The organism is Qipengyuania algicida (assembly GCF_009828025.1).
Taxonomy (GTDB): domain Bacteria; phylum Pseudomonadota; class Alphaproteobacteria; order Sphingomonadales; family Sphingomonadaceae; genus Qipengyuania; species Qipengyuania algicida.
In genome coordinates this window covers 253,217-277,431 of record NZ_WTYA01000003.1, presented here as the reverse complement: position 1 = coordinate 277,431, position 24,215 = coordinate 253,217, and the positions used below count along the sequence as shown (strand labels likewise).

The window sequence follows — 24,215 nt, the reverse complement described above, 5'->3', positions numbered from 1 at the left end:
ACGCTGCCACAAAACGACGATCTACCCTGAATGAACATAGCAAGAACGAACATTCATTCAAGCGTGCGAGAACGATTTAGACAGTTTTGAACAATCTCGGCGATCTCGAAAGCAGCCGTTCGTTCATGCCGCATCTTGGCCGTTATCCGGCATCGGAGATGTAATCTCCATCTGGGCTACATCGGCTGTCGGCACAGCCTCTGTGCCCATCATCATGTGATAGTGCTGGGTATGGCCGGTCTCCTCGAAAATGCGTCTGAATACCCCAAGATACGCTCCCACTGTAGTGGCATCACTGGAGACATAGAGATCGTCATGGGTGCTGTGCGAGCCGTCGTTCACCCATGAAAAGAGCGAGGCGCAGATCACCTTCTCGCGGCCCTCAAATCTCTCGATGATCTTGTCCTTGTCCATGTTACCAAGGATTTTGAAATAGTTCTCCAAGATGCGGCGCAGCGTGTTCTGGATGGTAAGGTTGGATCGGTTCTCGTTACGCACCTCGGACCAGAGCAGTTCGTAGGATGTCCTGATCGGGTTGTGATCGAAGGATTCCAGTGTCGAGACATCGTCGATCTTCTTCACGATCCAGAACGTCTCGTGCGCGCGAAGTCCCCTTTTCCGGTCGGGGTCGAATGACACCTCCTTGTGGAAATAGATGTTGTGGGTGAACACGAACACCTGCCGGATCAGGCTGTTCTGCGCGTGGCTCAGCTCGAACACACGTTTGATCAGGCTGGAAACGATGAACAGGATATCGCTGTCGAGGCTCGAAACCGGATCGTCGAACACGATGACCCGGTTGCTCGTTATGCCAGACTCAGAAACGCTGCCACGGATGAGGTGGTAGAAATACAGGAAGGTGACGAACGTCCTCTCGCCCTCGCTCAAGCTCCTGACAGCATTGCTCCCATCGAGGCGGACGATCTCATATAGATTGCCCTGATCGCCCGCCGTTGCGAGCTTAAAGCCGCGAAAACCGAATGAGGCGAGCAGCGCATTGATCTCGTTCACGGTCGGCTGAACGCTCGTGATTCCCTTCTCGAGATCGCTTAGCGTCTGCTGCGCCGTGGTGAGGTCGCCCCGCTTTGTCGTCAGGTCTGACTCAATGCCGCTGATCGCGGCATCCACCGCCGTCTTGCTGGTATGGTAGGCATCGAGGACGCCTTTGGCCTCTTCCAGCAGGTACTTCCAGATTTCGGCCGTAAGGTTCGCCCGCTGATTGCCGATATCGTCAACGGCCCCGTTGTGTTCGGCCACGGCCGCGTTCGCCGCCGTGAGGAAATCCCGCACCTCCGCGAACAACTCGGTGTTGTCCTCGAGCGTAACGACGGCGCTCGGCTCCTTCTGCTTCCGCGCAATGTGCTGTCCGTTGAGCGCCAGCCGCGCGGTCACGCGCTCGATCAGTCGGGTCAACTCGTCCGCGTCGATATAGCGAGAACCGGCCTGCGAGATGTCGGCGAGGGACTGAAGATAAGCTGCGCCCGCCGCCTCGTATCCGGCAACGAGACGCCCGATATCCGCGATGTCGCGATCATAGGCTTCATCGAAATAATCGCCGATGCGCTTGGCAAGATCGGCTTCGACATCCTGCTGACAGAACGGGCATTGCGGCGTGCTCTGCGCGAAGTAGCCGATACCCTGCTTCACCCAGTCACTGTTGCCGAGCCGATCGATTAGACCGGCAATATTGACATCGCCTTGACCGACGACCCTTTTTGCGAGGATCGGCAACGCTTCCAGCCGCGTCAGCTCGGCGCTGTCGGGCACCCGGACCGCGCTTTCTCGCGTGAGGCCCTTTTCGAAGATGACAGCCGCACGCTTTTTTAGATCTTCGAGCGGATGAATCGCGGCTTGGTTGGAAGCCCACTCACTGAGGATTTTATCGCAGAAGCTCGCCTTGGAGCCGCGCACGCCTGCGAAGGCGGACTGGAAATCAGCGTCGTGGCGGTTCTTGAGTTTCCAGCATTCGTTCTCGATATTCTCGCGCAGGGCAGCACGCTCACCCAGCTTGCCGGGAGCGTCATCCTTCCCGTTCAACACGATATCGCGTGCGCTGATATCACGCTCGATGTCCGCAACGTCCTTCCGTGCCTGCTCGATCTGGTTCAGTACCGCAGCATCGTGCTCGCCCAGAGTGAAGATGCCTGGGAGGCTGGATCGGAAATTCCGCTCCACGAAATCGGCGTTGTAAACGAGGCACTCAAGAGGCCGTTGGTTGGCCCAGCGGATCGCGCAGGCGGGGTGATCGGCCGGAGCGGCGATCACTCGCGAGATGCTGGTCTTACCCGAACCGTTCGCGCCGTAGATGAAGTTGATCTTTCGGAGTTCGGTAAGATTCTGGCCTTCCGCGCTGTAGCTAGCGCATCCCGCGATTTTTAGTCCTTCAATCAACGCTGCCCCCCTTTGCCGCGTCAATGATTTCGTTTGGTGGCAATAATGGGAATACCTTTAGTATGTATTGATCGGCAAGACTAACTAAGATCGCACTGCCGGTCTCGGTTCGGATATCGGCCAGTCCGCTAACGGCAACCAAACCTGACTTTTACGGCCGTGCCCGGAACGGCGGAAAAGTCCCATATCCTGGATGAATGGACGACGGCTATCAGGTGCTTGCAAATGCGCCTCGAACGTCCGAGCTTCAGGCGGCTGCTGACCCCGGCATAGGGGCGCCCGAATGTCAGCTTCCCGAATTTCTGTGCCTAGAACCGGACAGACAGAAGACGGCCCGTTTCGGCCGCGAATATTTTGCAGTATGCTCGCAGCGTGGCTGATACCCTGAATCCGGCTTCGCGCTCTATCCGAATGAGCAAGATCAAGTCGAAGGATACGAAACCCGAGCTTCGGGTCCGCCTGTTGGCCCATCGCCTGGGCTATCGTTATCGTTTGCATCGGAAGTCACTTCCGGGCAGCCCTGACCTTGTCTTCGGCCCCCGTAGGAAGGTCATTTTCGTTCATGGATGTTTTTGGCATCGACACTACGATCCGGATTGCAAGCTAGCGCGTCTCCCAAAGTCACGCCTGGATTTTTGGGTTCCCAAGCTGGAGGCGAACAAGGCGCGAGATCAACGAAATGCGCTTGAACTCCGGAAATTAGGCTGGGATGTCTTGGTAATCTGGGAGTGCCAAACTAGGAACGATGACACGATGGAGCGACAAATCACTCAGTTTCTGGATAACGTATCATGAGGGCAATCGAGCTTTTCGCGGGAGCTGGTGGCCTTGGCATTGGTATCGGCCGGGCTGGGTTCAGGCCCGAACGGATTGTCGAGTGGGAGCCGAATTGTCAGCGGACCCTACTGGCCAATCGTCGCGCACGCCAGTGCGACACCAAGGGATGGCCATTGGATATCGAGAGCGATGTCCGTGACGCGGACTTCAGGGCGCATGAGGGGAAAGTCGAGCTGATTTCGGGAGGTCCGCCCTGCCAACCCTTCTCCGTCGGAGGTCGTCACCGGGCGCATGCTGACAGGCGCGACATGTTCCCGGAAGCGGTGAGGGCCGTACGCGAGGCGAAACCACGAGCCTTCATTTTCGAGAATGTGCGAGGCCTCACACGGGAGCGGTTCAGCTCCTACTACGAGTATATCAAGCTGCAGATGCAGTATCCCGAGCTCGTGGCGAAAGGTGATGAGGACTGGTCCGCCCATCTACGCAGGTTGGAACGGCACCATACCGGCTCTCGCGCGGACCCCGGCCTTGAGTACAGCCTTGTCGCCGAGGTCCTGAACGCGGCCGATTACGGGGTGCCCCAAAAGAGGCATCGAGTCTTCTTCGTCGGCTTCCGCAAGGACAAGGCGATCGAATGGTCCTTCCCGGAGGCGACGCATTCGCAAGATGCCTTGCTCTGGGACCAGGCGCATGGTCAATATTTCGAGCGCCATGCGGTTTCGAAGCGGGAACGGTGGTGCAATGCCGAGCGCATGAAGGTGCGAGCGGAGAGAATGACCGAGCGACCAAGTGCGTTGCCTTGGCTGACCGTGCGGGACGCGCTCGCGACCCTGCCGGATCCAGAACGTGAAACCGCAGAGGGCTCGAAGTTGTCGGGGCATCGGTTCCAGCCGGGGGCCAAAAGCTATCCGGGACACACCGGCAGTCCTCTCGACGACGCCGCGAAGGCCTTGAAGGCGGGCGTCCATGGTGTTCCGGGCGGTGAGAACATGCTGGCGCGCGCGGATGGCTCGGTACGATATTTCACGGTGCGGGAAAGTGCTCGCCTCCAGACCTTCCCTGACAGCTATCGGATCGAGGGCGTTTGGTCAGAGGCGATGCGGCAGCTTGGCAACGCGGTCCCGGTCACCTTGGCCGAGCGGGTAGCTCGTAGCGTGGCCGTCGCGCTCGAGACCTCCGCTAGCACCAAGCGATAAGCATGGCTCGCAATCCGTCCGTTGCAAAGGCGAGCACCATACTCGCGGAGATTGAGGAACTGCTCGCCGGGACTGAGGCTCAGGGCCTTACCGATCCGGCGCGCAGGCAATTGGTGAGCCGCGTTGATGACATGCGCGACCGGCTGGAGCGGTTGACGCGTAAGATCGATCCTAATGAGTTGCCCGACGCATTTTTCGATCCAGCGGAGCCTAGCCTTATCGGCAACTTCGTGGCTCTTGCTCTTGTCGCCCAGGATAGGAAGACTCTGGCTGAACTGGGGCGCTTTTATGGCTCGGGTGTCTACGCGATTTACTACAGGGGCGATAATCCTCTCTACGCACCCATCAGCGGCAGCGAGACGCCGATCTATGTTGGCAAGGCGGACCCAAAGGGAAATCCGAAGACCGCCATCGATCAGGGCACGAAACTCGCCGATCGGCTTAATGAGCATCGTCGCAACATCGAGAAGGTCGAGGGTATAGCGATCAAGGACTTCGATTGCCGGGCGCTGGCGGTCCAGACAGGATATCAGGCAGCCGCCGAGAGCCATCTCATCCGAATGTTTCGTCCCGTCTGGAACAATGAGACTGGTATTCTATACGGGCTCGGCAAGCACGGCGATGCGGCTACAACCCGGGCGAACAACAAATCGCCGTTCGATACCGTCCATCCTGGTCGCAAATGGGCTGAAGGCAATCCTGAAAATCAAACCGTCGCGGAAATAGAGGAAAAGGTGCGCCAGCACTTCGCGGACGCAACGATTTTCTGCGATAGGAACGCCGTGCTGCAGGCATTCGTGGACAATATCCGGCGACAGGATCGGCTCGACAGCGACGATGAGGCGGCGCGTCCGGATCCGTCCGACTGATGGTGGCGAAGATTCGCACTAGCGCGCAATCTGCCATTCCGTTCTCCGGGCCGGCCCTTTAGTCCCGACCCAAAGTCGAGACATAGTGCGCCTCCCTTCTTGCGCAGAAGCGAAGTGGCGATTCCTGGCCCATTTCAGCCCAAACCGCAGAATCTGACTAATCCTGGGTTTGGCAGGCGTCGGGAACGAATAAACATGCGCCGCATCCCGATGCGAAGTGAAGAAGACAGATGAGCTGCGCACGTCCTTGCATAGGTTGCTTGGGAGCCTCCCATCATCCGCGGATCGGTCGCATCGCCATCAGATTATCGGGCTCGGACGCGAACCAAGCGTAACTGCCCCCAGCAAGCCTGCCCGCAGCCTCCCCAGAGTTTTCCGCTTCGCGATCGAGAACGGCCGCTACCAGCGCGACGTTCTGCGAAGCGAAACCTGCCTGGTGGGCGATCTGCAGCAACGCCGTCGTGCGGGTTTCGTCGATGACACCATCGGAACGAGCGACTTCCACGAACACGAGCAGTGGATCGGCAGGGGCCACATCGAACAGCACAATCTCGGGCAGAAGCTCTTCGGCCGCTGGCGTCAGCCCCATTGCCCTGATGAGTTCTGTTTCCTTGGCGACTGCCTCGTTGCGAGATTGCCTACAGAACATGACGCTTGGTTTGCCGAGAAACGTGGGGGCAAAGACTTCGATCACCGCCTTTGAGATATCTGCAGCCGGCCCAGCATTCATCCTGCGTGTCTCGCCATTCGGAAATCTCACCAGCGCGTATTTCTGCGACAGTGTGCTGCGGGAAGTGTGCTCTGATTTTCGCGGTGTTGATCGCATTGGTCCCTCCGTGTCTTTCACTCTAGCGGGATTGGCGCAGCTACCCCTTTGAGAGCATGTTGCCATTCTGTTCTCAATGCAATGTAGCTCCGATCACGGACACTCGATGGCGTATCGCGATGAGTCCGCACCTGGCGGCCTGGACCACCAGCCTTCTTGTGGTGGGACCACCGAACGCGGCTCGTTACGCCCGACGTTCCATTTGTACGCTGGCGTTCGATGCCAGCGGGTTCCTGTTGCCGTGCCCTGAAATCCTGTCTTCTTGATGCGCCTCAGAACGCGACCGGCCGTCGGTCGCGGTATTCCGAGGCAGGGCATGAGCGTCGTTCCGATCCGATCCCAAGCATCCTCGCGCGGCGCGCGCATGCTGCGCACCGCCCTGGGCGGGGAGATCGCGGCATGGCTTGAAGACCCGTCGGTGATCGAGGTCATGCTCAACCCGGACGGGCGTCTCTGGGTTGATAGGCTGGGCGAAGGACTTGGCGCTTCCGAACGGACGATGAGCGCTGCCGACGGCGAGCGGATCGTGCGGCTGGTGGCGCATCACGTCGGGACTGAAGTGCATGGCGGAGCGCCACGTGTTTCCGCCGAGTTGCCCGAAGGCGGCGAACGCTTCGAAGGATTGCTGCCGCCGGTGGTCGCTGCGCCGAGCTTTGCCATTCGCAAGCCTGCCGTCGCCGTGTTCACGCTCGACGATTATGTCGCGGCGGGCATCATGGCTTCGCGGCAAGCCGAGGCGCTTGCTGCCGCGGTTGCCGCGCGCAGGAATATCCTCGTCGCCGGCGGCACATCGACCGGCAAGACCACGCTTACCAATGCCCTGCTTGCAGAGGTCGCGTCGTCGACCGATCGCGTGGTCCTCATCGAGGATACGCGCGAGCTCCAGTGCGCTGCCCCAAATCTCGTGTCGCTGCGGACAAAGGACGGTGTGGCTTCGCTGTCCGATCTCGTTCGCTCGGCGTTGCGACTGCGGCCCGATCGCATTCCGATCGGCGAGGTCCGCGGCGCCGAAGCCCTCGATCTGCTGAAAGCCTGGGGCACCGGTCATCCCGGCGGGATCGGCACGATCCACGCCGGCACCGCGCTCGGCACGCTGCGGCGGCTCGAGCAGCTGATCCAGGAGAGCGTGGTCACCGTCCCGCGCGCGCTCATCGCCGAGACCATCGACGTGATCGCCGTGCTTGTGCGCGACGGTACGGGACGGCGGCTTGCCGAACTGGCCGAGGTCCGGCCGCTCAATGCGCGGGGCGACTACGTGCTCGCGCCCCTTTGCCCAACCCAAGGAGACTCCCTGTGATCCATGCTCTGTTCCGCGCGCGCCCGCGCCTGCCTGTCTTCGTTGTCTGGGGCGTTACCGCACTGGCAGTCGCTGCCCCCGCGCATGCCGCCGGCTCGTCGATGCCGTGGGAGGCGCCGCTCCAGGCGATCCTGGAATCGATCCAGGGACCGGTGGCCAAGATCGTGGCGGTGATTATCATCATCGCGACCGGGCTCGCGCTCGCCTTTGGCGATACCTCGGGCGGCTTCCGGCGGCTGATCCAGATCGTCTTCGGCCTGTCGATCGCTTTTGCCGCCTCGTCCTTCTTCCTCTCGTTCTTTTCGTTCGGCGGCGGAGCGCTGGTCTGATGGAAAGCTTGCCGCCCGGCTTTGCTGTCCCGGTCCACCGGGCCCTGACCGAGCATATCCTGCTTGGCGGGGCGCCGCGCGGGCTCGCCATCGCCAATGCCACCCTGGCCGGTGCGATCGGGCTCGGCTTGCAGCTGTGGGTTGCCGGCGTTGCCGTCTTCGCTGCCGGGCACGTGATCGCGGTCTGGGCCGCGCGGCGCGATCCGCAGTTCGTCGATGTCGCGCGGCGGCATCTGCGCTTTCCCGCATATTTCGAGGTCTGACGGATGTTCTCGCTTCGCGAATATCGGAACAAGGCCGACCGGCTCAGCGACTTCCTGCCCTGGGCCGCGCTGGTGGCGCCGGGTATCGTCCTCAACAAGGACGGCAGTTTCCAGCGTACCGCACGCTTCCGCGGCCCGGACCTCGACAGTGCAACCCCTGCCGAACTCGTCTCCACGACCGCGCGGCTCAACAGTGCGCTGCGCCGGCTGGGATCGGGCTGGGCCATCTTCGTCGAGGCCGTGCGTCGTCCCGCGCTGGGCTATCCGGAATGCGACTTTCCCGATCCGGCTTCGGCTTTGGTCGAGCGCGAGCGCGCCGCGCAGTTCGCCGAGGAAGGCGCGCATTTCGAGAGCCGCTATTTCCTCACATTCGTGTGGCTTCCGCCCGCCGAAGACGGCGCGCGCGCCGAAAGCTGGCTCTACGAAGGGAAGGCGGAGAAAGGCATCGACCCGCGCGAGCTGCGCGATGGGTTTGCCGATCGCTCCGACCGCCTGCTCCGGCTGTTCGAGGGGTTCTTCCCCGAAATCGCGTGGCTCGATGACGGCGAGACGCTGACCTATCTGCACGGCTGCGTCTCGACGCGGACACAGGGTGTCCGCGTTCCCGAAACGCCGATGCATCTCGATGCGTTGCTCGCCGACGAGCCGCTTGCCGGCGGTCTCGAGCCGCGTCTTGGCACGGCGCACCTGCGTACCCTGACCGTGGTCGGCTTTCCGAACACCACCTTTCCCGGCCTGCTCGACGAGTTGAACGCGCAGGGCTTTGCCTATCGCTGGTCGACCCGCGCGATCATGCTCGACAAGGCCGATGCGACACGCTTGCTCGGCAAGATCCGCCGCCAGTGGTTCGCCAAGCGCAAGTCGGTCGCCGCCATCCTCAAGGAAGTGATGACCAACGAGGCCTCGGTGCTGGTCGACAGCGATGCGGCCAACAAGGCCGAGGATGCCGATACGGCCTTGCAGGAACTGGGTGCCGATCATGTCGGCATGGCGCTCGTCACCGCGACGATCACGGTGTGGGACGAGGACGCGGCACTCGCCGCCGAAAAGCTGCGCCTGGTCGAAAAGGTCGTCCAGGGCCGGGACTTCACCTGCGTTACCGAAGGCATGAACGCGATCGAGGCATGGCTCGGCTCGCTTCCCGGACACCTATACGCAAACGTCCGGCAGCCGCCCCTCTCGACGCTCAATCTGGCGCACATGATCCCGCTGTCCGCCATCTGGGCAGGCCCGGAGCGCGACGACCACTTCGACGCGCCGCCGCTCTTCTACGCCAGAACCGAGGGCACGACCCCGTTCCGTCTGGCGCTCCATGTCGGCGATGTCGGCCACAGCCTCGTCGTCGGCCCCACGGGCGCAGGCAAATCGGTGCTGCTCGCCTTCATGGCGATGCAGTTCCGCCGCTATGCCGACGCGCAGATATTCGCGTTCGACTTCGGCGGTTCGATCCGCGCCGCCGCGCTCGCCTGCGGCGGCGACTGGCAGGATCTGGGCTCGAGCCTTTCCGAAGACAGCGACGAAGGCGTGTCCTTGCAGCCGCTGGCGCGCATCGACGAGCCCGCGGAGCTGGCCTGGGCAGCAGGATGGCTCCAGGCGATCCTCGCCTCCGAAGGGGTGTCGGTCGATCCCGCCACCAAGGAGCATCTCTGGTCGGCGCTGACATCGCTGGGCACGGCGCCCATTGCCGAACGTACGCTGACCGGCCTGGCTGTCCTGCTGCAATCGCAGGCGCTCAAGCAGGCGCTTGCGCCCTACTGCATCGGCGGGCCGTTCGGGCGGCTGCTCGATGCCGAATGCGAGCGGCTCGGCGAAGCGCGCTTCCAGGCCTTCGAGACCGAAGGACTGACCGGCGCGGCCGCCGCGCCCGCGGTGCTCTCCTATCTTTTCCACCGCATCGAGGGTCGGCTCGACGGCTCGCCGACACTGATCATCATCGACGAGGGCTGGCTGGTGCTCGACAGCCCCGGCTTCGCCGGCCAGCTGCGCGAGTGGCTCAAGACCCTGCGCAAGAAGAACGCGAGCGTCGTCTTCGCGACCCAGAGCCTCGCCGATATCGAGAGCTCGGCGATCGCGCCGGCGATCATCGAGAGCTGTCCGACCCGCATCTTCCTGCCCAACGAGCGCGCGATCGAGCCGCAGATCCTGAGCATCTACCGGCGGTTCGGATTGAACGACCGCCAGATCGAAATCCTCAGCCGGGCCACGCCCAAGCGCGACTATTACTGCCAGTCCGCGCGCGGCAACCGCCTGTTCGAACTGGGGCTGGGCGAGGTCGCGCTCGCGTTCGTCGGAGCGTCCTCGAAGAGCGACCAGCTCGCCATCGCGCGCATCGCCCAAAGCGCGGGCCGCTCCGGCTTCGCCGCCGCCTGGCTGCGGCATCGCGGTCTCGACTGGGCGGCCGAACTGCTCGGAGGCGGCCACAATCCAAACTTTCAACCCGATGACCCGAAGGAGCCTTCCCATGATGCTGTCGAGATGCCTTAGAACCCTTGCCGCAAGCGCTGCGCTCGTCGCCGGCGGTGCGGCGACGGTCATATCGACTCCGGCCCAGGCGCAGTTCGGCGGGATCGTCTACGATCCGTCCAACTACGCCCAGAACGTGCTGACCGCGGCACGGACGCTGGAGCAGATCAACAACCAGATCCGCATGCTGCAGAACCAGGCGACGTCGCTGATCAATCAGGCGAAGAACCTCGAGCGACTGCCGACGAGCATCCTCCAGCCCTTGCAGGACCAGATCCGCCAGACCCAGCAATTGCTGAGCCAGGCCCAGCGCATCGCCTACGATGTGCGCGAGATCGAGACGGCGTTTGCGAGCGGATACAGGAATGTCCCGCTCGGCGCGTCGCAGCAGGCCATGGTCGAAGGCGCCGAGGCGCGCTGGCAGAACAGCATCGCCGGCTTCGAGGACGCGCTGAAGGTCCAGGCGGGCGCGGTCGCAAACATCGAAGGCTCGCGCGAGGCGATCGGCAGCCTGGTCGGCGCCAGCCAGTCCGCCACCGGCGCGATGCAGGCGGCCCAGGCCGGCAACCAGCTGCTCGCGCTGCAAGCGCGCCAGCTCACCGATCTGACGGCAACGCTGGCGGCCTCGAGCCGCGCGCAGGCGCTCGACGCGGCCGACCGCGCGGCGGCCAGGCGCCAGGCGCGCGAACAGCTCCGGCGCTTTCTCGCCGATCGGCCCCGTTACGTGCCCGGCGGATCGGACTGATCCGTCATGGACGGCAAGCTCATCGCGCGGATCGGTGCGGCCGCTTTCGTCGGTCTCGCGGTCGCCATGACGCTCTTGCAGCTGCGCGAGGAGCCCGAACCGCGCGTCGAGACGGCTGTTGGTGTCTGGGTGCCCGATGGCGACCCGCTGCCCGCCCGTCTCAGAGCGTGTTCCAATATGGGCGAGCTGGCGCTGTCCTCGCCCGATTGCCGGGCGGCCTGGATCGAGAAGCGGCGACGCTTCTTCGGTGCCAGGCGTCCCGATGCCTATTCCGCGCTGGATGAGGAATCGGTTCGGCCCGATCCGGCCGTTGGTTCTCCCCCGATGCGCGGGGAGCGTTGAGATGGGCGGGACCGGCGTCGTCGATCGCTTCCTCGCGATGTTTTCGCGCTACATCGACAGCGGCTTCGGCCTGCTCTCGGGCGAGGTCGCGTTCATCGCGACCACGCTGATCGTGATCGACGTGACGCTGGCCGCCCTGTTCTGGAGCTGGGGCGAGCAGGACGACATCATCGCCCGGCTGGTGAAGAAGACGCTCTTCGTCGGGATATTCGCCTATCTCATCGGCAACTGGAGCGCGCTCGCCAATATCGTGTTCAACAGCTTTGCCGGGCTCGGCCTCAAGGCTAGCGGCTCGGGGCTTGGCGCTGCCGACCTTTTGCAGCCCGGGCGCGTCGCGCAGGTCGGCATCGATGCCGCCTGGCCGCTGCTCGAATCGATGCAAGACCTGCTCGGCTATGTGAGCTTCTTCGAGAACTTCCTGCAGATTATCATCCTGCTCGTCGCCTGGGCGGTGGTCATCATCGCCTTCTTCATCCTCGCGATCCAGCTGTTCGTCACCCTGATCGAGTTCAAGCTGACGACGCTCGCGGGCTTCGTGCTCATTCCCTTCGGCCTGTTCGGCAAGACCGCCTTCATGGCCGAGCGGGTGCTCGGCAACGTGGTCTCCTCGGGCATCAAGGTGCTCGTCCTGGCCGTCATCATCGGGATCGGCTCGACCCTCTTCGCCGAGTTCACCAGCGCTATCCCGGGCGATCCGACGATCGAGGATGCCCTGGCCATCGTGCTTGCCAGCCTGACGCTGCTCGGTCTCGGCATCTTCGGCCCCGGCATCGCCAACGGAATCGTCGCAGGCGGGCCGCAGCTTGGTGCCGGCGCGGCGGCCGGGACTGCCCTTCTCGCAGGTGGTGCAGCGGTTGGCGGCGTCGCCGGAGCCAAACTGGCCAGCGGCGCCGTCGCCAGCGCGGCGTCTTCGGTCGCGCGCGGAACCTCGCGCGCGGCCGGCGGTGCGACAATGGCCTATGCCACGGGCTCGGCGGGCAGGAGCGGTGGAGCCGCTGTCGCGGGCGGCATGGCCGGTGTCGGCCGCGCCGCGGGCGGCGCGGCGATGTCACCGCTGCGCGCCGCGACCGACAGCGCCCGAGGCAATTTCCGGGAGGGTGCGCGCTCGGCGGTCGGTCACATGGGCGGGCGTATCGTGCCGGCCCCCGGTTCCTCGTCCTCCGACAGCCGACAGGCAGCCGCCAGCGACGGCCCGCCATCCTGGGCCAGATCCATGAAGCAGCGCCAGAGCCTCGGCCACTCTGCCTCGCTCGCCGCGCACACCGTGCGCGCCGGCGACGGACACGGCGCAGGCGCCTCGATCGACACACGAGAAAAGGACTGACGGCAAATGTTCAAACGCCCTTCGATCCGGTACGGCAAGACGCCGCAGCCCGTGACCCCTTACCAGCGCGCGGCGCAGGTCTGGGACGACCGCATCGGCTCGGCGCGCGTCCAGGCGAAAAGCTGGCGCTACGCGTTCTTCGGGGCGCTCGGTCTCTCTGCCATCCTGACTGGCGGTCTACTGTGGCAGAACGCGCGCGGGACGATCGTGCCCTGGGTCGTCGAGGTCGACAAGCTGGGCGAAGCGCGCAGCGTTGCTCCCGCTGATGCCGGTTTTACGCCCAGCGATACCCAGATCGCTTTCCATCTCGCGCGCTTCATCGAGAACGTCCGGTCGATACCCGACGACCCGATCGTCGTGCGCGAGAACTGGTTGCGCGCCTACGACTTTGCGAGCGATCGCGGCGCGCTCGCGCTCAACGAGTACGCCCGCGCCAACGATCCCTTCGCCATGGTCGGCCGCGAACAGGTGGCGGTCGAGGTCACCAGCGTGATCCGCGCTTCGCCGAAGAGCTTCCGCGTCGCCTGGGTCGAGCGGCGTTACCGCGACGGCGCGCTCGCCGAGACCAGCCGCTGGACCGCGATCCTCGGCATCGCGGTGCAGCCACCGCGCGATCCCGATGCGCTGACCCGCAATCCGCTCGGCATCTTCGTCACTTCCATCAACTGGTCAAAGGAGCTCGGCTGATGTCGTTCTCGAAAATCCCGCTTCGTTCGTGTCTCGCCGCTGCATCCGTCCTTGGATTCGCCTCGCCGGTGGTCGCCACGCCCGCTCCCCAGGCGCGGGCTTCCTTGGCGGCGCTGAGCGGGGGCCACCATGGCGCCGGCACACGCCTCCTTCTTTCGCGGCAGTCTTCCTCCGCTGCCGCGCGCCGCTCCCCCGCCCCTGACCCCGAGGGGCAGGTGGGAGCGGCGAACGCTGCCGCCCGCGTCCAGCCCGACAATGCCGGATTTCAGAATGCCATCCAGCGCTATGCCTATAACGAAGGCGCGCTGTTCCAGGTCTACACCAGGCCGGGGCAGGTGACCGATATCGCCTTGCAGGAGGGCGAGACTCTGGTCGGGCCCGGGCCGGTTGCCGCGGGCGATACCGTGCGCTGGATGATCGGCGACACGATCAGCGGCAGCGGCGCAAGCGCGCGCGTGCATATCCTGGTCAAGCCGACCCGGCCCGATATCGCCACCAATCTCGTGATCAACACCGACCGGCGCACCTATCATGTCGAGTTGCGCGCCAATCCGCGCATCTACATGGCCTCGGTCAGCTGGATCTATCCGCAAGACGAGCTGATCGCGCTGCGCAAGGCGCAAACCGAGACCGCACGGGCCGCGCCGGTCGCCGATGGATTTGCGCTCGAAGACCTGAGCTTCGCCTATCGCTTGTCCGGCGATCACCCGGACTGGCGGCCGGTTCGCGTCTTCGACGACGGACGGCGGACGCTGATCGAGTTTCCCCCCGAAGTAGCGCAGGGCGAGATGCCGCCCTTCTTCATCGTCGGCGAGGACGGCGAGGCCGAGCTCGCCAACTACCGGGTGTCGGGCCGCTACATCATCGTCGATCGCCTGTTCGACAGAGCCGAATTGCGTCTGGGCGCCGGCCGCAAGCAGGTGCGGGTGAAGATCGCCAACCGTGCGCGGAAGCCGTCATGAGCGAGGACCCTCCCGACCGGCAACCCGACGATGCGGAAGCGATCGTGAAACTTCGCGGGGAAGGACCGCGCGTGGTGCGGCTGTCACGCAAGGCCATCGGCATCGCCAGCGCCGCCGGACTGGCCCTCGTGGGCGGAGCCTTGCTGTTCGCGCTCCGGCCGGCGTCGCACGAACAGGACGAGGAACTGGTCAACACCGAAGGCACAGCTGTCGCGGACGGCCTCGCGTCGGCGCCCCAGGACTATTCGCAGGTGCCCAGGCTCGGGCCGCGGTTGCCCGGTGATCTCGGCAAGCCGATCCTCGAGGCGCAGGATCGCGGCGCCATCGCCGCGCTTCCGCCCGTAGGCCCTGGGTCCGCCCCGCAATCGCGAGCGATCAGCGCGCGGGAGGCCGCGCGTCAGCGCATCGCGCAGGAGCGCGAAGCGGCACGGGGCAGCCGCCTGTTCTTCGGCGGCGGGGCGCAGCCCGCCAGCCTGGTGAAAGCAGGGGCCGACGTCGGACGGGAGGCTGACCCGGGAGCAAGAACAATCGCCCCATCGGCACCCACTACGTTTCTCGACCGGTCCGCCGAACGCAGGACGACTTCGATGCAGCGGCTCGCGGCGGCGCCAACGGCAGCTGTCCTGCAAGCGGGTTCGATCATTCCCGCAGCGCTCATAACCGGGATCCGGTCCGACCAGCCCGGTCTCGTGACCGCGCAGGTGACGCAAAACGTCTATGACAGTGTGACGGGGCGGCGCTTGCTGATCGCGCAGGGCGCGCGGCTGATCGGCGACTACCAATCCGATGTCGGCTTTGGCCAGCGCCGCGTGCTGCTGGCATGGAACCGCTTGATCCTCCCCGATGGGCGTTCGATCGTGCTCGAACGCCAGCCGGCCGCCGATCCCGCGGGGTACGCCGGGCTCGAGGACGGCGTCGATTATCACTGGGGCGGCGTGGTGAAGGCGGCGCTGGTCTCGACCCTGCTCGGCATCGGTGGCGAACTCGGGGCAGGGGGGGACAGCGATCTTGTCCGCGCGCTGCGCCGCGGCAGCGAGGACAGCGTAAGCCGGGCGGGCGAACAGGTCGTATCCCGCGAACTCAATGTTCGCCCCACGCTCACCATCCGTCCCGGCTACCCTGTGAGGGTGCTGGTGACGCACGACATCGTGCTGGAGAGCGGATCGTGACCCGTTTGAAGCTGTCCGATGTCACCGACGAAAAGCCTGTCCGGTTGTCGATCGAGATCCCCGCGCGCCTTCATCGCCAACTCATCGAATACGCCATCGTGCTCAACGGCGGAGTGGCCAAGGACGCGCCCAAGCCGGGCGACCTCGTGGCGCCCATGCTCGAGCGCTTCATCGCCGGCGACCGAGAATTCGCCCGAGCCCGATCGCTGTCGCGGAAGGAAGAATAGAGCGCGCGCACGATCACGATACGGGTCGCGTGACCTCGATGTGTAAGTCCTGTTATACAAAGCCACTTGCATTCCCGGCTTTTTCAATCGTAGATCGCGACCCGGGAATGAAATTCCCTGCGACCGGGCGTCGATGCGCATGTCCAGGCATCAAGCTAAAGGTATCGCGGCACTCGCCAACGGGTGTTTCCATCGCCCGGTCGCGCTTCGCGGCCGTGCGACGATTATAATTACATTATAAATTGGCATGATCATTTTCGCCATTCCAGTCTTGGTCTGCGGCAAGTGGAGTCGCGGACCAACGACAGGAGAGTGAGATGAAGGATTTCGAATTCGTCGAAGGCGAGGTTATCGACCTCGGACAGGCATCCGTCGAGACGAAGGGTGACGCGGTGTTCGAGATCGACGCCGATGCCGGCCAGCTCCGGTACATTCCCGGTCTCATCGAAGAGTGAGATCATCGGGACGCGGAGCCTGCTTGGCTCCGCGTCCTCGTGTTCGTTGAAGTTCGAATCGAATGAAAGACAGCCTCGCCTGGTGCGAATGCGATGGTCGCTTGGTATTTCTTGACGTGAGAGCTGATCGGTATTTCCAGCTTTCGTCCGACAGAGAAATCGCATTTCGCCAAGCTCTCGATAACCCAGAAGAAGAGTCGCGCCACCAGCCGTCGATATTTCCTGTCAGGGACGGCTGGCGGCCTCCAGCGCACACGTCCCAGTCCATCGCACGCGGCCCTTTCAATCTGGCGGACATTGCGGCGGCGATCTGGTGGCAAACGAGGGTCGAGCGCCGCCTGGTCACCGGATCCCTTTATCACCTGCTGCTGACGTTGCGAGATGCGCAGGGCAGCGTCGTCACCGGGGTGCAAAGATCTGAAAAGCTCGACCGCACCCTTCGCGCATTCCAGCACGCCCGCGTGCTACGCAGCGCCGCCGACCGCTGCCTGCCCCGATCGATGGCCCTGGCGCTGCGACTGGCCCGAGACGGCCTGGCCGCGCAACTCGTCATAGGAGTGAGAACCAGCCCGTTCGGCGCACACAGCTGGGCCCAGCACGAGGACCAAGTCCTCAACGACAGCGTGGAGGAAGTTCTGCGCTTCACGCCGATCCTGATCGTATGACCACGGCTCCGTTCATTCTGGCGCTGCCGTGCCGAAGCGTGACGATGCCTGGCGACTCGCTAAGAATTGAACCCGACCCCCGCCGGCTGCTGGCGGGCGGTCCGCGACTCTGGATCGGTGAGGACACGCCCGCTGTAGACCTGGGACAAGCCGGACACGCTATCGGTATCCTCTTTCGGCGGGATGGCGCGAAACGGGTCAAGGATGGGCTGGAAGCCGTTGCCTCCTCGGCGCTCGAGGCCGCCTATCGGCTCGTTGGCGAGTTCTGGGGAGCCTATCTCGTCATCCTGCGACTGCCCGGCGACGAACTCGCTCTCATGAGCGATCCGAGCGGGCTATTCCCCGTCTATTACAGCAAGACGCCTACCCACTTTGTCGCGACCTCCGATCCGCGCCTGTTCGCTCGTGTAACGGGCGAATCGAGTGGCGTTGCGTGGAATGCGCTGCGGCGCTTCCTGGCCCATCCCGAGCTACGAACACAGGAAACCTGCCTCTCCGGGATCGAGGAACTCGTTCCCGGAGCATTGCACTTCCCGGAGGAAAATCGAACACAGCCGATCTGGACTCCCTCCGCCTTCTTTCCGCGCGCACCATACCCTCACCTTGATGCTGCCGCTCGTAACCTGCGCGAAACCGCGATCGAAGTGACAAGCGCATGGACGGATGCGCTTGGATCGGTCGCTGTTGCTGCATCCGGCGGCGTCGATTCCTCTCTCATCTGCGCAGCGCTGTCCGAGGGTGCGAAAGACTTCAGCTGCGCAACGCTCTCGACCGCCGACCGCAGCGGGGACGAGCGCGCCTATGTCGCGCTGCTGGCAAACAGCCTGGGTGCGAAGTGGACCGGACGAATTTACGATCCGGCCGGTTTCGATCCGATATCGCCTGCGTCGCAAGGCATGCCACGCCCCAGCCGCAGATCATTCGTCGCCAGCATCGATGCCATGCTCGCCGATTGCGCGCATGAACTGGGAGCCGATGTCGTCTTCGATGGGAACGGCGGCGACAACATGTTCTGTTTCCTGCACTCGGCCGCCCCGGTTGTCGATCGGCTGTACGCCGAGGGTCCTGGGCGCGGCGTCTTCGAGACGCTCGTTGCCATGTGCCGGGCTACCGAAGCCGATATCTCGACTATGGCGCGAGCAAGTCTACGGCGCCTGCGCCGCGGCGCAGCGGGAGACCGTCCCGCTGACACCCGCCTTTTGGCCGCAGACGGATCCGCGCAAGCCGGATCAGACCTCATACCTTCGTGGCGTGGGCTCGATTTCGGCAGGCAGTCCGGCAAGCGTGATCACCTCGACTTGATCATGCGCACCCGCAATCGCATCCATGGTCTGGGCGTGGGACCGCGTCGCTTCTCGCCGCTCATGAGCCAGCCGATCCTCGAATTCTGTCTTGGGATGCCGACCTGGCTTTGGTTCGAAGGCGGCATCAATCGCGCCATCGTCCGGACCGCACTCTCCGGCTTGCTCCCCCAGGAACTGTTGGCCCGCACCTCCAAAGCTGGACCGGACAGCTTCATACGGCGCGCGTTCGATCACCATCGAATCGTCCTGCGTGAACGCCTCTTGGGCGGTCTTCTCGAGCGCAACGGTATCATCGACAGGGAGGAGGTCGAGCAGGCGCTCGCAACCGATATCACCACAAGAGATTCGATCATCTACCGCCTGCTCGATCTTGCCGAAGCTGAGAACTGGGCGCGATCGTGGACCTGAGCGGGCGTGGAACATGCAAGGGCTTCGGACGGCGGTGCGCCGGCCATGGTTTTCCAGCGCCGGTACTGCTCTTCCTTCCCGGGATCGCAGTCCATTGTGTGCATCAGCCAGAATTCGAACCAGTCCACCGAGCGCCGGTAGATGGCCTGTCTGTGGGCGGGCTGCCATTTGACGTGGGTTTCGCCGTTAAGCACGAACAGCTCCATCGGGCGCCCCCGCAGCGCATATGTCGTCACGACGTCGAGACCGCTCTGGTATTCGCTGTCGGCAGCCTGGATCAGGATCGGTGTACGGATCCTGTCGACATTGAGGATCAGCGACATGGGCTTCCAATCCTCCTCCGAGCCGGTCTCGAAGAACCGGTAACCGGGCGTTCGGATTAGCTGTCCGAAGCGCGGTCCGGCGGCATAGGCGAACGAGAACAGATCTTCGCAGCACGACCCCATCGTGGCGACCTTGAACAGCGATGAGTTTATCAGGGCCCACTGGACCGTCGAGGAGCCATCGCTGAAGCCGCTGATGCCCATCCTGTCGGGATCGACCGCACCGGACTCGATCGCCAAGTCGATCGCTGTCTCGAGCGATGCCTGCACGACGCGGCGGGATAACCAGTCGACACGACTGCTTCTGACGAGTTCATCATCGCTCTTCGCCGCAGCCGCCGGCTGCTTGGGATAGGGCCTGGCAAAGCTCAGCACCGCGAACCCGCGGTTCGCCAGGACGTGGATCGGGACTTCATCTCCGGTGCCACCCCGCAGGAAGCCGTCTGAGCGGTACTGGACCACGATCAGCGGGTGCTTCTCGCCGGGGCGGTGATCGGGCGGTAGCACGAGGTCGGCGAACCCTTCGATACCGTTGGGATCGGTGAAGTGCAGCCGCCGCACGCGCCCGAAGGTTTTTCCGAGCAACTGCGGGTTGGGATCGAAAATCACACGCTCGCTGCCAGAGCGGGCATCGATCGCGACCAGCCGCCTCGGGCGGTCGGCGCCTTCACGTGCGCAGAGGACTTCGTTGCCGGCCGGCATGCACCCGATCAGCATGTCGTCCGTCACGAGAATGCGACGAGGACGGTCCTTGGCGAGGTCCCACCGCCAGATCGCGGTCTGGCTCGTCGCCCAACCTGTCCACTGCAACCCGAGCACGGACTTGCCGTCCGCCGACCACCACAGGCTGTGCAATCCTTCGCAGTCCTTCGCATCGCACGCGATGCGGCTGCCGTCCGGCCTCGCAATTATCGGGCGCGTGGCGCTCAGGAGCTGATCGGAGACCTTTGGCTCGATCCACGCCGCGTACCCATCCGGTCCTTTGACGAATGCCCGCGCTCGCGCGGGAACGCCGACCGGCGGTTCGGGAACGAGCCGGGCGAGTTCCTCGCTGGTGGCGGGACGAGCATGCCCGTTAGCGAGGGAGACCAGTTGGTAGCGGGTGGCCACATCGCCGGTCGGAATAGGGCGTCGGGCGAGATTCGGGGAGAAGCGCTCGTCGAACAGGAAGCCTTGCGGCGCCTCCTTCGCGATCGCCTCCGCTTTGCGACGGATGCCAGGGCGCGTCCCGACCACCAGCCCGTTTCCGCCAGGGGCCCAGGCGACGCTGTCCACGTCATCCGGCAGGAAGGAGACCTGGCGCGCGGCCGTCTTCCCGTCTGCCGCCACGATCCACGCCTGTGTCGAGCCGCCAAGCCGCTTGAGAAAGGCGATTCGCGATCCGTCCGGTGACCAGCGCGGAGGATTGAGCCGGCCGTAACCGGCCTTGACGAAGGAGAAATCCCGCAGCCCGAAATCGTCGCGGATGAATTCTCCGCCCTGATCGATCTGGATCTGAAGCCCGCTTCCATCCATCGCCACAACGACCAGCCTGAGGCAATAGCGGTTGGTGTCCGGGTCCGCACTCCTGAGGCTCACCGCCACGCGCGAGCCGTCGGGCGACACGGCGAATTCGGCACTCGCTCCGCGCGGATCGCGGCGACCAATGTCGACCAGACGGACCTGATCGTCGAGAGTGAAACGAGCACTCTTGGCATTTTCAGTGCCGTGCGACCGGTCCGAGGCGGCGGCGCACGGATCGCCTTCCGGCGGCAGGTCGACCACCGGGACGATGCTGCTGGCGAGCGCGGCCGCCGCGAGCAACCCGCTCACCATTGCCTCCGGATGCCGAAGGACACGAACCGCCCGATCGGCGAATAATTGGTGGAGTCGTAGGGTGTATCTGTAGGGCCGGTTTGCCCGATGAGCGGCGGTTCGTGGTCGAACAGGTTCTGAATGTTGATCGCAATGCTCAGGCCCGGGTCCCTGCCATCGCCTCTGATGATATCGTAGCTGAGGCCCAAATCGAATGTGACGCCTGGTTCGAGCCGTTGCTCGACAGCAAACCGGCGATCGACTAGCGGGCCGATGTAGTTCGCGCCCGCGCTGGCCGTGAAGCCGCCTGCTGCGAAGCGCGCCGAGGCCCGGGCACGGTATTGCGGCGGATTGAAAACTACTCCGGCGAGCTGGACCTCGGGCAGGTCCGCGGTCAGCTGCTGCTTGCTGTCGAGCCAGCTACCCGAAATCTCGACCCCCCATGAACGATCTTTGCCCAGCGGCTGATTCCATGCGAGGCGCGCGTCGAGCCCTTCGATTGCCCACACGGCCACGTTGATGTTCCGGTTGTCGACGAACGCAACCACGCTCGCAGGATCGTATGGGCCGCCCGAGAAGTTCTCGAGCCCATTCAACGATCCCGCGATCAACCCGTCGAGCCGTCCCGGATCGGGCGAGAAGTCGATGAGATCCGCAAACCCAGGGTCATGGAAGGCGGCGGCAATCGATCCCGCGATCGGGGATACCACGCGATCCTTGTAGCGGATGTCGTACCATGTAGCGGACATAGTCAGCTCGGGAAGCGCGGGTGGGCTGACGTCGAATCCTGCCGTCCAGCTGCGCGCGCGTTCGGACGTCACGTCAGGATTGCCGCCGCTCGTGTACAGAACGGTTCCGGGGCCAGCGCCGAAGGCGGCCGCCGGAAGCAGGATCGTCTGGTAGGGAATGAACCGCTGGTAGAGCGTCGGTGCCTTGAAGGAGCGCGCCCAGGTGGCACGCAAACGGAGGCCGGCGACCGGAGCATAAACCAACCCCAGTCGCGGAGTGGTGAGCCGGTCGAGGCCGGGGTAGTCCTCGTAGCGCGCGGCCGCGGACAGGCTCAGCTCTTCGATCCCGGCCATGGCGTTGGCTGACGAGACGATGGGCACGAACAACTCGCCGTAGGCGAATCTGGCGCGCTGCACTTCGTTGAAAGCCTGGACCACATTGCTGCCGGAGACGCGGGTGAAATCGAGCCTGTTGCTTCGAAGTCCAGCGCCTACCGCAAGCCGGACATCGCCGCCGGGCAACGCGAGGAGCGGGCCTTCGGCGCCGGCCTCGAGCGAATACATTTCGTTGCAGAAACAGCCTTCGGTGACGCTGACCGGCATGCCCGGTCGAGTAAAAACAGTGCGGTAATTCGTGCGATCACGCCCGAACACGCCGACCACCGAAGCACGCCAGCCCGACCACAGGTCGAACTTGACCGAGGGTGCGAAGGTGTAAGATTCGACCGTCGGCTCGCCTACCGACCGGAGAGTGGGGCTCGCGGCAACCTGGGTCGAGCGCCGGTTGGAATAAAGCGCGTCGAGCGCGATCTCGACCCCGCTGGCGAATACGTGATGGCCCGAGACCGTGATCGCGTGCCGGCGCTGAGCCGGATAGAGCGTGGTATCGGGATCGAGCGAAGCGGCATACGACCGGTCGGCGGCATTGATCGCGGAGTTGTTGGCAAAATCGTAGGCGATAAAAACGCCGCCCCCGGACCACCGTGTGCCCCCGATGATGTCGGCCTGCTGGCGGAAATTTCCGTCCGAGGTGCTAGCGCCGATTTGTCCCGACGTCGCGACACCTTCGAAGTCACGGCGCAGAACAACGTTGATCACGCCCCCGACGGCGTCCGAACCGTAAAGCGCCGAGGCGCCGTCGGGGACGACCTCGATCCGGTCGACTGCGGCAAGTGGAATGGCCGAGATATCGACCCCCGCGAAAGCGGAATCGTAGGGCAGGCGGTGACCGTTGAGCAGGGTCAGGGTCGCATCCGGTCCCAGGCCACGCAGATTCGCGCTCGATGCGGAATTGACGTTGCTGTTGACGAGGCCGGCGCCCGAGCCGACTCCGGGATTCTGGCCGCCCGAGAAATTCTGCGGCAGCGAGCGGATAGCTTCGCCGAGATCTATCTGGCCAGCTTCCACTATGGCCTCTCGATCGACGGAAACGGTCTCGCCGACCACCCGTGCGCCGCGAATCCGCGTACCTGTGACAACAATGGTGTCGCTCTGAGAGGCTTCCGCGTCGTCGGGCTTCGCGTCGGGCTGCTCGTCCGTCTGGGCACGAAGCGGCGTGGCAAATACGGCGAGCGCCGTGCCCGCGAGGAGAGCGGGCAGCCCCCTTGCTTTCAGCATCATCCTGATCTCCCTGTTCGATCCCGGCGTGCCGTTCTGGCTTCGCCGTTGCAGGGGTTGACGCACGGATGGGCTGGCACCCTAGTTTCACACGAAATTAATTCGGGTCGGGCCTCAGAAGCTCTCGTCGGCGAGCTCACGGCGCAGGTGGGCGAGAGCTTTCGTCATGTGGTATTCGACCGTCGATTTCCCGACACCGAGCTCGAGATGGATCTCCCGGTAGGTCTTCTCCTCGAAGCGGCTCATCACGAACACCCGCGCTGTCCTCGCCGGCAGTTCCGCCAGCGCTGCCTCGACCAGCTGTTTGGTCTCCACCGCGTGCAAGCCCTCATCCTGGCACGCGAGACTGGCGCCATCGACATTGTCGGTGAACGGCAGGGTCACGATCCGGCGGCGGCGCCTCCGATCGAAATCGATTACCAGGTTCTTCGCGATACATCGCAGAAAGCCACCCGGGTTGCGCAGGTCCTGCAGTTGCGCGCTGCCTGCCGCGCGCACGAAGACTTCCTGCGCAAGATCGCTGGCGTGTTCGGGACCGACCTTGCGTTTCAGGTAGGCAAGCACCCCGGCCCGTTCGTTCCGGAACAGCGCCTCGAGCACGTGGTCGCGCGGAAGCGACGACCGGGTGCCTGGCGATGACGACGAGGAACGGGATTGAGAAGCGTGGTGCCGGGTTCCGGCAGCAAGATCGGTCATGCTCAGCGGGAGCAGGCGACCGCATCTGCGGGCTCGTCAGCGTGAGCCGGATGCGGAGTCCAGGGCTGTGCCGCCGTTCGGGACGTAGCAACGTCCCTTGACCGGATCGGCCGCCGGGCCGCGACCGGACCGGCGTGCATGATGTCTGGCGGAACTATCCACGCGTCCGTTGCCAGCAATTCGGGGCGCGCCAGCCAATCGTGCCCAATCGCAATGGGTCATGCAAGTCGCCTCTCCTCCATACCCGATGTTTTCCTCTTGCGGGCCTATGGTCCGGAGTGATCCGAGCTCTCGCGCCGGCATTACAAGTTCTGGGGAGGCTCCTGCCCGCAGATGAGAATGCTGCGGGTCGAACCGT

22 protein-coding genes are annotated in these 24,215 nt (G+C 64.1%); 17 read left to right on the top strand and 5 right to left on the bottom strand.

The genetic code is table 11. The features are described 5' to 3' along the window. Positions 1 to 123: 123 nt before the first annotated feature. Positions 124 to 2,391, bottom strand: a complete 2,268-nt coding sequence (locus GRI58_RS05885) for an AAA family ATPase (RefSeq protein WP_160752636.1) — start codon at positions 2,389 to 2,391, stop codon at positions 124 to 126. A 372-nt stretch (positions 2,392 to 2,763) separates the two neighbouring features. Here GRI58_RS05885 and GRI58_RS05880 point away from each other — a divergent pair, with 372 nt between their 5' ends. Genes GRI58_RS05880 through GRI58_RS05870 form a run of 3 tightly spaced genes read left to right on the top strand, consistent with a single transcriptional unit; the run spans position 2,764 to position 5,233 of the window. Continuing rightward, a complete protein-coding gene (locus GRI58_RS05880; RefSeq protein ID WP_160752635.1) occupies positions 2,764 to 3,186 on the top strand; it encodes a DNA mismatch endonuclease Vsr in 423 nt (140 codons plus the stop codon). After that, positions 3,183 to 4,364 (top strand): DNA cytosine methyltransferase, encoded by a 1,182-nt coding sequence (locus tag GRI58_RS05875; protein ID WP_160752634.1) that lies wholly within the window; start codon positions 3,183 to 3,185, stop codon positions 4,362 to 4,364. Before GRI58_RS05880 ends, GRI58_RS05875 begins: the two co-directional genes overlap by 4 nt. A gap of 2 nt (positions 4,365 to 4,366) precedes the next feature. Continuing rightward, entirely contained in the window at positions 4,367 to 5,233 is an 867-nt protein-coding gene (locus tag GRI58_RS05870; protein ID WP_160752633.1) for an Eco29kI family restriction endonuclease, read from the top strand. Between the two features lie 274 nt (positions 5,234 to 5,507). Here the strand turns inward: GRI58_RS05870 and GRI58_RS05865 are convergent, their stop codons facing one another. Then, positions 5,508 to 6,059, bottom strand: a complete 552-nt coding sequence (locus GRI58_RS05865) for a BsuBI/PstI family type II restriction endonuclease (protein ID WP_272916325.1) — start codon at positions 6,057 to 6,059, stop codon at positions 5,508 to 5,510. 316 nt (positions 6,060 to 6,375) lie between these two features. On the opposite strand from GRI58_RS05865, the gene trbB reads away from it, so the two are divergent. From trbB to GRI58_RS05795, 14 genes are all read left to right on the top strand, one after another. Continuing rightward, complete coding sequence (gene trbB, locus GRI58_RS05860) at positions 6,376 to 7,356, top strand: P-type conjugative transfer ATPase TrbB (RefSeq protein ID WP_160752631.1); 981 nt, start codon at positions 6,376 to 6,378, stop codon at positions 7,354 to 7,356. Continuing rightward, entirely contained in the window at positions 7,353 to 7,685 is a 333-nt protein-coding gene (locus GRI58_RS05855) for a TrbC/VirB2 family type IV secretion system protein (RefSeq protein WP_419957028.1), read from the top strand. Before trbB ends, GRI58_RS05855 begins: the two co-directional genes overlap by 4 nt. Next, positions 7,685 to 7,948 (top strand): VirB3 family type IV secretion system protein, encoded by a 264-nt coding sequence (locus tag GRI58_RS05850; RefSeq protein ID WP_160752630.1) that lies wholly within the window; start codon positions 7,685 to 7,687, stop codon positions 7,946 to 7,948. Before GRI58_RS05855 ends, GRI58_RS05850 begins: the two co-directional genes overlap by 1 nt. A 3-nt stretch (positions 7,949 to 7,951) precedes the next feature. Further along, the gene (gene trbE, locus GRI58_RS05845; protein WP_160752629.1) at positions 7,952 to 10,432 is read left to right on the top strand and encodes a conjugal transfer protein TrbE; all 2,481 of its coding nucleotides are present in this window, start codon (positions 7,952 to 7,954) and stop codon (positions 10,430 to 10,432) included. After that, positions 10,410 to 11,156 carry a P-type conjugative transfer protein TrbJ gene (gene trbJ, locus GRI58_RS05840; protein ID WP_160752628.1) on the top strand — a complete coding sequence of 249 codons (747 nt, stop codon included), beginning with the start codon at positions 10,410 to 10,412 and terminating at the stop codon, positions 11,154 to 11,156. Before trbE ends, trbJ begins: the two co-directional genes overlap by 23 nt. Before the next feature lie 6 nt (positions 11,157 to 11,162). Then, positions 11,163 to 11,498: a putative entry exclusion protein TrbK-alt gene (gene trbK-alt, locus GRI58_RS05835; protein WP_160752627.1), complete on the top strand. Its 336-nt coding sequence runs from the start codon at positions 11,163 to 11,165 to the stop codon at positions 11,496 to 11,498. A gap of 1 nt (position 11,499) precedes the next feature. Beyond that, a complete protein-coding gene (gene trbL, locus GRI58_RS05830; protein WP_160752626.1) occupies positions 11,500 to 12,822 on the top strand; it encodes a P-type conjugative transfer protein TrbL in 1,323 nt (440 codons plus the stop codon). Positions 12,823 to 12,828: 6 nt separating this feature from the next. Beyond that, the gene (gene trbF, locus GRI58_RS05825) at positions 12,829 to 13,509 is read left to right on the top strand and encodes a conjugal transfer protein TrbF (RefSeq protein ID WP_160752625.1); all 681 of its coding nucleotides are present in this window, start codon (positions 12,829 to 12,831) and stop codon (positions 13,507 to 13,509) included. Further along, complete coding sequence (gene trbG / locus GRI58_RS05820) at positions 13,509 to 14,471, top strand: P-type conjugative transfer protein TrbG (RefSeq protein WP_237452120.1); 963 nt, start codon at positions 13,509 to 13,511, stop codon at positions 14,469 to 14,471. Before trbF ends, trbG begins: the two co-directional genes overlap by 1 nt. Then, the gene (locus tag GRI58_RS05815; protein WP_160752624.1) at positions 14,468 to 15,640 is read left to right on the top strand and encodes a TraB/TrbI/VirB10 family type IV secretion system protein; all 1,173 of its coding nucleotides are present in this window, start codon (positions 14,468 to 14,470) and stop codon (positions 15,638 to 15,640) included. Before trbG ends, GRI58_RS05815 begins: the two co-directional genes overlap by 4 nt. Then, the gene (locus GRI58_RS05810; RefSeq protein ID WP_160752623.1) at positions 15,637 to 15,867 is read left to right on the top strand and encodes a DUF2274 domain-containing protein; all 231 of its coding nucleotides are present in this window, start codon (positions 15,637 to 15,639) and stop codon (positions 15,865 to 15,867) included. The genes GRI58_RS05815 and GRI58_RS05810 overlap by 4 nt, the downstream gene beginning before the upstream one ends. Positions 15,868 to 16,184: 317 nt before the next feature. Further along, entirely contained in the window at positions 16,185 to 16,322 is a 138-nt protein-coding gene (locus tag GRI58_RS05805) for a benenodin family lasso peptide (protein WP_160752622.1), read from the top strand. Positions 16,323 to 16,384: 62 nt separating this feature from the next. Continuing rightward, entirely contained in the window at positions 16,385 to 16,987 is a 603-nt protein-coding gene (locus tag GRI58_RS05800) for a lasso peptide biosynthesis B2 protein (protein ID WP_160752621.1), read from the top strand. 44 nt (positions 16,988 to 17,031) lie between these two features. After that, positions 17,032 to 18,699, top strand: a complete 1,668-nt coding sequence (locus tag GRI58_RS05795; RefSeq protein WP_237452138.1) for an asparagine synthase-related protein — start codon at positions 17,032 to 17,034, stop codon at positions 18,697 to 18,699. Here GRI58_RS05795 and GRI58_RS05790 read toward each other — a convergent pair. The 3 genes from GRI58_RS05790 to GRI58_RS05780 all read right to left on the bottom strand — a co-directional run bounded on the left by GRI58_RS05790 (position 18,645) and on the right by GRI58_RS05780 (position 23,761). Continuing rightward, positions 18,645 to 20,834, bottom strand: coding sequence for an Atxe2 family lasso peptide isopeptidase (locus GRI58_RS05790; protein WP_160752619.1), 2,190 nt, complete (start codon positions 20,832 to 20,834; stop codon positions 18,645 to 18,647). The genes GRI58_RS05795 and GRI58_RS05790 overlap by 55 nt on opposite strands. Continuing rightward, the gene (locus GRI58_RS05785) at positions 20,831 to 23,164 is read right to left on the bottom strand and encodes a TonB-dependent receptor domain-containing protein (RefSeq protein WP_160752618.1); all 2,334 of its coding nucleotides are present in this window, start codon (positions 23,162 to 23,164) and stop codon (positions 20,831 to 20,833) included. Before GRI58_RS05785 ends, GRI58_RS05790 begins: the two co-directional genes overlap by 4 nt. A 111-nt stretch (positions 23,165 to 23,275) precedes the next feature. Next, on the bottom strand, positions 23,276 to 23,761 hold the full coding sequence (locus GRI58_RS05780; protein ID WP_160752617.1) for a sigma-70 family RNA polymerase sigma factor: 486 nt from the start codon (positions 23,759 to 23,761) through the stop codon (positions 23,276 to 23,278). Between the last annotated feature and the right edge of the window lie 454 nt (positions 23,762 to 24,215).